8 protein-coding genes are annotated in these 8217 nt (G+C 37.6%); 5 read left to right on the top strand and 3 right to left on the bottom strand.

Annotation, left to right across the window (positions count from 1 at the left end):
• The first annotated feature begins 1301 nt into the window (after positions 1-1301).
• The 4 genes from thrS (at position 1302) to rplT (ending at position 4682) form a co-directional block, all read left to right on the top strand.
• Positions 1302-3248 (top strand): threonine--tRNA ligase, encoded by a 1947-nt coding sequence (gene thrS, locus ACOH2D_RS18050; RefSeq protein WP_449536138.1) that lies wholly within the window; start codon positions 1302-1304, stop codon positions 3246-3248.
• A 28-nt stretch (positions 3249-3276) separates the two neighbouring features.
• Positions 3277-3828 carry a translation initiation factor IF-3 gene (infC, locus tag ACOH2D_RS18045; protein ID WP_348036953.1) on the top strand — a complete coding sequence of 184 codons (552 nt, stop codon included), beginning with the start codon at positions 3277-3279 and terminating at the stop codon, positions 3826-3828.
• 167 nt (positions 3829-3995) lie between these two features.
• Complete coding sequence (gene rpmI, locus ACOH2D_RS18040) at positions 3996-4193, top strand: 50S ribosomal protein L35 (RefSeq protein ID WP_348036945.1); 198 nt, start codon at positions 3996-3998, stop codon at positions 4191-4193.
• 141 nt (positions 4194-4334) lie between these two features.
• Positions 4335-4682 carry a 50S ribosomal protein L20 gene (gene rplT, locus ACOH2D_RS18035; protein WP_348036943.1) on the top strand — a complete coding sequence of 116 codons (348 nt, stop codon included), beginning with the start codon at positions 4335-4337 and terminating at the stop codon, positions 4680-4682.
• A gap of 684 nt (positions 4683-5366) precedes the next feature.
• Here rplT and ACOH2D_RS18030 read toward each other — a convergent pair.
• Positions 5367-5870, bottom strand: coding sequence for a hypothetical protein (locus ACOH2D_RS18030; protein ID WP_449536137.1), 504 nt, complete (start codon positions 5868-5870; stop codon positions 5367-5369).
• Positions 5871-5877: 7 nt separating this feature from the next.
• Between ACOH2D_RS18030 and ACOH2D_RS18025 the strand changes: the two genes are divergently transcribed.
• Positions 5878-6129: a hypothetical protein gene (locus ACOH2D_RS18025; RefSeq protein ID WP_348036939.1), complete on the top strand. Its 252-nt coding sequence runs from the start codon at positions 5878-5880 to the stop codon at positions 6127-6129.
• An 87-nt stretch (positions 6130-6216) separates the two neighbouring features.
• Here the strand turns inward: ACOH2D_RS18025 and ACOH2D_RS18020 are convergent, their stop codons facing one another.
• Both ACOH2D_RS18020 and ACOH2D_RS18015 read right to left on the bottom strand, forming a co-directional pair.
• The gene (locus tag ACOH2D_RS18020; RefSeq protein WP_348036951.1) at positions 6217-7401 is read right to left on the bottom strand and encodes an asparagine synthetase B; all 1185 of its coding nucleotides are present in this window, start codon (positions 7399-7401) and stop codon (positions 6217-6219) included.
• 186 nt (positions 7402-7587) lie between these two features.
• Entirely contained in the window at positions 7588-8190 is a 603-nt protein-coding gene (locus ACOH2D_RS18015) for a MarR family winged helix-turn-helix transcriptional regulator (protein WP_449536136.1), read from the bottom strand.
• Between the last annotated feature and the right edge of the window lie 27 nt (positions 8191-8217).

Below are 8217 nucleotides of genomic sequence, written 5' to 3'. Positions count from 1 at the left end.
ACTGTTCCTTATATTATATGAGAATTGGAACCCTATCCCTATTATATATAGGAGTCGACACCTGTATGAACTGAACGAATGGAACGCGGATGACGCTGATTGGGTATGATTGAATATGATTTCTTTCAAAACTGATGGAGAGCAATGGCTACTCTTTCTTGTATCATGATTGGACTTTAGTAAATGGAGGATTTTCCTCTTTAAATACAATCGCTCTCATTTTATAAATGCTAACTGAGCCGCGTTAGCGATGGAGCCCTTTGCTTGAACTCTTTGGGAACGCCGAAGAGCGGACCCAAAAGTGAGGGGCGAGAGCGCGGTGGTTACCCTTTTCGGGGAACCAAACGCCATAATGAAATAAACTGTTCCTTATTATATATAAGTGGAAAACTACATGAACTGAAGGAATGGAACGCGGACCTGCCCGTACGTTCAGGCGGGTGACGCTGAATGGAACACTGATGACGCTGATTGTTTATGATCATCTATGATTTCTTTCAGAACTGATGTACACCAATACCTGTTCATACTTGAGACAGGATAAACTTTAGTACAAAGAGAATCTTCCTCTTTGAATACAATCGCTCTCATTTTATAAATGCTGACTAAGCCGCGTTAGCGATGGAGCCCTTGCTTGAACTCTTTGGGGGCGCCGAAAAGCGAACCCAAAAGTGAGGGGCGAGAGCGCGGTGGTTACCCTTTTTGGGGAACCAAACGCCCAAACCAAACAAATACTCCTTATTATATATAAGTGGAAAACTACATGAACTTAAGGAATGGAACGCTGACCTGCCCGTACGTTCAGGCGGGTGACGCTGATTGTTTATGATCATCTATGATTTCTTTCAGAACTGATGTACACCAATACCTGTTCATACTTGAGACAGGATAAAATTTAGTACAAAGAGAATCTTCCTCTTTAAATACAATCGCTCTCACTTTCTAAATTCTAACTAAGCCGCGTTAGCGATGGAGCCCTTTGCTTGAACTCTTTGTGGGCGCCGAAAAGCGAACCCAAAAGTGAGGGGCAAGAGCGTGGTGGTTACCCTTTTCGGGGAACCAAACGCCCAAATGAAATAAACACTCCTTAATATCATATAAAAGCTATACCTTATATAAGCGTATATTATACATACACTTCCTTTATCACTCATATTATAGGAATCCGTTTTGAATAATTGCCAATTGAAACCTTCACTACGCTGCTCGAAGTTTATTGACTGTAATATTTATAACTATATATATATTGTATGAAAGCATTTAACCTCTTATCTTTGTGCTCCTAAATATTAAGAGATAATATGATTGATATCACGCTACCCGACGGAACTGTCAGACCATTTGAGAATAATGTAACACCAATGGATGTTGCTAAGAGTATAAGTGAAGGCTTCGCCCGAAATGTCATTTCCGCGAGTTTTAATGGAACGACGGTAGAAACTCACACCCCATTAACATCGGATGGTGCGCTCATATTATATACCTGGAATGACAAAGAAGGCAAAAAAGCATTCTGGCATTCATCAGCACACGTTTTGGCGCAAGCGCTTGAGGAGTTATATCCAGGAGTGAAACTTTCTATTGGCCCTGCCATTGAGAATGGGTTTTATTATGATATCGATTTGGGCGATCAATCGCTTTCTGATAAGGATTTCAAGACGATTGAAGATAAAATGCTCGAAATCGCCAGAGGCAAACATGAGTTTAGTATGCGTTCGGCATCTAAAGCAGATGCCTTATCCTTATATAAGTCTCAAAACAACGAGTATAAAGTTGAGTTGATTGAGAATCTTGAAGATGGTACGATCACATTTTGTGACCATGACACCTTTACGGATTTATGCAGAGGCGGACATATTCCAAATACGTCCATTATTAAGGCCGTTAAAATAATGTCTGTTGCTGGTGCGTATTGGAGAGGTGATGAGAAGAACAAACAATTAACTCGGGTTTACGGAATTTCATTTCCGAAGCAAAAGGACCTCACAGAATACCTTCATTTACTTGAAGAAGCAAAAAAACGCGATCATAGAAAACTGGGCAGGGAATTAGAACTGTTCACGTTTTCATCAAAAGTAGGGCAAGGTTTACCATTATGGTTGCCAAAAGGTGCTGCTTTACGTGAACGTCTTGAGGATTTTTTAAAGAAAGCCCAAAAGAAAGCCGGCTATGAAATGGTGGTTACCCCTCATATTGGACAGAAAGAACTTTATGTGACTTCTGGCCATTATGCGAAATACGGCGCAGATAGTTTTCAGCCGATCCATACGCCTGTTGAAGGTGAAGAGTTTTTGTTGAAACCGATGAACTGTCCACACCATTGTGAAATTTATAATGCAAAACCATTCTCCTATAAAGAGCTTCCTAAACGTTATGCGGAATTTGGAACGGTATATCGTTACGAGCAAAGTGGGGAACTTCACGGCCTAACTCGTGTACGAGGTTTTACGCAAGATGACGCCCATATTTTCTGTATGCCAGATCAATTGGACGAAGAGTTTAAAAATGTTATCGACTTGGTACTTTATGTATTTGGGTCATTAGGATTTGAAAACTTTACGGCACAGGTCTCTTTAAGAGATCCGAACACTCCTGAGAAATACATTGGTAGTGATGAAAACTGGGAAAAAGCTGAAGCTGCGATCCTTAATGCGGCCATAGATAAAGGTTTGGATTATGTGGTAGAAACTGGCGAAGCTGCTTTCTATGGTCCTAAATTGGATTTCATGGTCAAGGATGCTTTAGGAAGAAGTTGGCAATTGGGAACGATTCAGGTTGATTATAATTTACCGGAACGTTTTGACCTGACCTATAAAGGTAGCGATAATGAGTTGCACAGACCGGTTATGATTCACCGTGCGCCGTTTGGAAGTATGGAGCGTTTTATAGCTATTTTGCTGGAACATACCGGTGGTAATTTCCCACTTTGGTTGATGCCAACTCAGGCCATCGTATTATCAATTAGTGAGAAATATGAAAAATACGCCGAAAAAGTTTTAAATTTGCTAGAAAATGACGAAATTCGCGCCCTCGCAGATAATCGAAACGAGACTATTGGTAAGAAAATCCGTGAGGCGGAAATGGCCAAAATCCCTTATATGATTATCATTGGCGAGCAAGAGGAGAAAGAAAACAAGATTACTGTGCGTCAACACGGAGGTGAAGATTTAGGCATGATAAGCGTAGAAGACTTCAAAAAAATCATTGACACAGAAGTAAATAAGACTTTAAAAACCTTCAAACAATAAAATTAAGTTTAACTAAAATATATAAGCCATAGCAATTCGTAGAAACAGAGGTAGCTTCAAAAGAACTGAAAAGGAGGAGCTTCATAAGATTAACAGAAGCATTAGAGCCGAGAACGTAAGACTTGTCGGAGATAATGTTGAACCTGGTATATACACCACCAAACAAGCTTTAGCATTTGCTGAAGAGCAGGAAGTAGATTTGGTTGAGATATCACCAAAAGCCGATCCGCCCGTATGTAAGGTAATGGATTACAAGAAGTTTCTCTATGAACAAAAGAAGCGCGATAAGGTATTAAAGTCTAAAGCGACTAAAGTTGTTGTTAAAGAAATCCGTTTTGGTCCTCAAACAGATGAGCATGATTACGAATTCAAAAAGAAACACGCAGAAAAGTTTCTTAAGGAAGGTGCAAAATTAAAAGCGTTTGTATTTTTTAAAGGACGTTCTATTGTTTTTAAAGAGCAAGGACAAATTTTACTATTAAAATTAGCCCAAGATCTTGAAGAATATGGTAAGGTTGAACAAATGCCAAGATTAGAAGGAAAGCGAATGACCATGTTCATTGCACCTAAAAAGAAATAGCTTCGACAAGCTCAGCTACCATTTGAAAAGCTCTGTTACATTTGACAGGCTTTGCTATGAAGTAAGCTTTGCTGCCGAACTATTAAGAATAAAAAAAAATAACACCTCTGCTAAGACTAAGGTGTACAAAGATAATAAGCGAAAAGTAAATTTAAATTTAGGAGAAAATGCCGAAAATGAAAACAGTATCTAGTGCTAAGAAACGTTTTAAAGTAACGGGCACTGGGAAGATTAAAAGAAAACACGCTTTTAAGAGTCATATCTTAACGAAAAAATCTAAAAAGCGTAAGAAAGCCTTGACTCAATGGACATTAGTTCACGAGGCCGACATGAATAATGTTAAAATTATGTTGCGTTTAAAGTAACATCAGTTTTAACTGGTTAAAATAATTTATAAACCCTGGAGTTAGGCCTCAAAGATTTCCGATTAACGATTGTTGATTTTAGATTTTTGAACTCAAGTGTCGAAAACAAAATGACCGCCTACTACAAAAAACAATTAAGAAATGCCAAGATCAGTAAATTCAGTAGCAAAAAGAGCCAGAAGAAAAAAGGTTCTTAAACAAGCAAAAGGCTTCTTTGGAAGACGTAAAAACGTTTGGACAGTAGCTAAAAACGCGGTTGACAAAGCGATGTTATATTCGTACAGAGACCGTAGAGTAAAAAAGAGAAATTTCCGTTCATTATGGATTACGCGTATTAACGCAGCAGCCAGAATTCATGGAATGTCTTATTCAAAATTCATGGGAGGAATCAAAGCTAACAACATCGAATTGAACCGTAAAGTTCTTGCAGATTTAGCGATGAACCATCCTGATGCTTTTGAAGCCATTGCCAAAAAAATTAAAAAATAGGCGTTTCGCCAAAATAACAAACACATTTTTCGCTTATAAAAATCCGGTTCTTAATTGAATCGGATTTTTTTTTATAAACTCAACCATTTTAAATGGCATTTAGATTGGTCTAAGGAATGCGCTATGCTCCTACTCTAATAGTGTGGTGACAATACAACATCTATGAATTCTATCTTATTGGATTTCAAAATCGCCACAAACAATCTATCTTTTATGAATGGCGAAAATCTTAAGATCTTCTGTTTTACCTTTCAATAAGTCATCGCCAAAAGAAATTACCTAATAATTGAAGGTCAAGTTAAGTTGTTTTAATAGATCGTCTGAGATGAGCAGGGACTCCTTTGTATTCATTTCATTTTTTCTTGAATGCACGATTTGGAATTGAACACATCGCCGTGATAGGCCAATTCCTTTTTTACGGCACCAACTTCAGCAATGATGCTTTTACCACAATGTAAACCTGACTTAAATCGGGTTGCATGCCATGCTTTTTTTGATAGTATTTGGAGTGCCTCTTTAGTTTTCGTTCGAAATCAAAAAACAAATGATTCAATTCAAGTGCCGGACTCCTCATTTTGGACTCCAACTTAGCACAGCTTCAAAGCCAACATATTGGTATATTTCAGCATCGTATCTATCAATAATCTTGTTGAGATAGAAGAAACAGTGTTGAATGAGCTCACTTTATTTTAAATTTCCTAACTGTTCCACAAGCATTGTGGAAGATTTCAGATCCAGAAACATAAAGATTTTATCCACTTCTCGCGGATTCTTATAACGACCGATAAGCATTTTAAAGATAATGCCCTTCCCAAATTTGTCATTGGCCAGTCTTATAAATGAAAATAATAAGGAGCAAATGGTAAAATACGCGGTTACCATCCAAAATATTTTATTGGAAAGCGACCACCCGCGTTGATTTGGGAAGTCAATATTGAAATAATCTTCAGCTAGAGAAGCCATAATGCTCAAACAAAAGATCAGAAATACGAAATAAATTACGGACTTGGTCAGAAGAATGAGTCCTAAATTTAAAGATTTGGACCTAAATCTATCAAAAACATATTCAACAATCGTATAGACAACCGCCACCATAATTCCCAAAAGAACTCCGAACAGAAGATATTCAGAAACAGGAAGTATATGATTTGACTCTATTGCATACACCTGTTCCTGCTCTCTGCCCAAATAACGTATGAGAATAAAAAAACAAAATGCAAATGACCAGTATCTTGACTTTTTGAACACACAACTAAAGTATATTAAGCCAGATAGTGTGTTGTGGTTTGCGTATCCAAAAGAAACTTCAAAAGTAAAAACAGATATTAACCTTGACACCATTCGTGTGACAGGAGAACGGTTTAATATGACAACGGGAACAGCCATTTCCATAGACAACACGTTGAGCGCACTGCGTTTTAGACCTATTGACCGCGTCGGAAAATGAAGAAAGGAAAAATAAAATTATTGTTGTTTGAAGGAGCTATTATCTAAAAAAAACCAAAATGAAAGCTAAAAAAAGCTCTCCTTCACACTAAGTCTTCTGTTTTTTCTTTTTGGCTGCAGGAAATAAGACGTTATTCAAAATTAAACGATAGCCTGGCGATGTCGGATGTAGTTCCAATTCCGTTGGTGGATCGCCAACTTTATGTGTATAATCTTCGGGGTCATGTCCGCCATAAAAGGTAAAAAAGCCTTTGCCTTTAATGCCATGGATATATTTTGCTTCGCCATTGGTTTTATTCTCTCCCATAATGAGCACGTTGGATTTGATTTCATCTCTCGTAAAAGAAGTCGTCTGTCCCATAAACCCTTTCACTAAAGCGGTGTGGTTTTGGCAAAGCATGGACGGAATCGGATCCCATTTGGCAGAGAAATCCATTAATGTAAAATAATCCGTGAGCATTGAAATTTGACGCTTACCAGTCATGTCAATAGAAGAAAATTCATATACATTTGGATTTCTTTCCAAAATGAAGTCCTTAAATGCAAAGGTTTTTGAATAATCTATTCTGCTCTGATAATTGGGATCACTGGCGTCACCATCAAACATCGGCTCACAAATATCAACACCTTCCGCCGCCAAGGCAATGTCAAAACTATCCGTTGCGCTGCACATGGCAAACATAAATCCGCCGCCAACGACATAATCTCTTATTTTTAAAGCCACCGCCAATTTTTCTTCAGATACTTTTGCATATCCTAATTTTGCTGCCAAAGCTTCCGCCTGCTTTTTTTCTTCAATATACCAGGCCGCCGATTTGTAGGTTTTATAAAACTTACCATATTGACCGGTAAAATCCTCATGATGCAGATGCAACCAATCATAAAGTACCAACGCATCATTTAACACTTCTTCATCATAAATGCTTTCATATGGAATTTCAGCATACGTCAATACCATGGTCACGGCATCATCCCAAGGACGTTTTCCCTTTGGAGAGTACACCGCAATTTTTGGTGCCTTTTCTAGCACTACAGATTCCATGTTTTGCGACGGACTGGCGATAAGCTCTAAAATCTCTTCCGTTTTTGCGTCAGAAATAACCTCAAAGGAAACCCCTCTAATTTGACACTCGCGTTGAATTTCAGGCGCATCAGGCAACAAAAAAGAACCACCTCTATAATTAAGCAACCAATTGACTTTTAATTGTTTTTCAAGCGTCCAATAGGTTATACCATAGGCTTTCAAATGATTTTTTTGCCCTTCTGCATCCATAGGAATGAGGATATAACTAGCAAAACTATTAACAGAAGTGAATAAGAAAAATAATATAGCTATTGCTCTTTTCAAAATTAAATGTTTTTAGAGCCTGAAAAAGGAAGTCAGGAGATGGAAAGATACTTAAAATTGTCACCGTGGTAAATTGTTTTAACGGAATAATAAGAACTGTATTTTAATAATTTAGGAGGATTTACTCTCAAATTCGGGACAATCAAGTTGAATATCGTTGTTCTGCAAAGGCTTATTTAATAAATTACAGTGATGATTATCATCATTGACTTCATGGAATTTACATGCAAAACATATTCTTTGAACAGTCAGTAAGCCGGATTTATGGAGTCCATAAATTAATTCGGTCAAGGTCGCATACAAATTATCCAATCCATCAAGATTAACTAATCGCTTTTTTATAGGATCTGTAAAACTCTGTATTTTTGAAACCATAGTTTTACCTTTATCAGAAAGATGAATCGTATAACTCCTATTGTCAACACCCGAAAAATCTTTTATAATAAGCTCTTTTTTGTCCAGTGCTTTAACTGCATCACTAATGGTGGGCTTTGTAACATTAAACTCGTTGGCCAAATGGCTAACGTTGCAAAAATCAGGTTTGTGATTAGCAATAAATATGAGAAGTTGAATTTGGGTGGGACTCAATCCTGTGGCTTTCGCATGCTCCCAAAGTAATACTTTGAACAATTCAGATACGCGCTCAAGCCCAATTACAATTTTACTCGCCACAATCATTTGTTGATGTCCAGTGTTGAAAATGCTTTTTTCCATTTAATAAGATGTTATTTGTGCAAATCA

The sequence above is a fragment of the Gelidibacter sp. genome (assembly GCF_053579655.1).
The sequence above is the reverse complement of the archived record's forward strand: the minus strand, read 5'-3'. Positions and strand labels throughout refer to the sequence as shown.

Coding starts and splice junctions, on each gene's coding strand:
- thrS (WP_449536138.1), top strand. CDS start 1,302: ATGATTGATATCACGCTACCCGACGGAACTGTCAGACCATTTGAGAAT.
- rpmI (WP_348036945.1), top strand. CDS start 3,996: ATGCCGAAAATGAAAACAGTATCTAGTGCTAAGAAACGTTTTAAAGTA.
- rplT (WP_348036943.1), top strand. CDS start 4,335: ATGCCAAGATCAGTAAATTCAGTAGCAAAAAGAGCCAGAAGAAAAAAG.
- ACOH2D_RS18025 (WP_348036939.1), top strand. CDS start 5,878: ATGAGAATAAAAAAACAAAATGCAAATGACCAGTATCTTGACTTTTTG.
- ACOH2D_RS18020 (WP_348036951.1), bottom strand. CDS start 7,401: ATGGATGCAGAAGGGCAAAAAAATCATTTGAAAGCCTATGGTATAACC.
- ACOH2D_RS18015 (WP_449536136.1), bottom strand. CDS start 8,190: ATGGAAAAAAGCATTTTCAACACTGGACATCAACAAATGATTGTGGCG.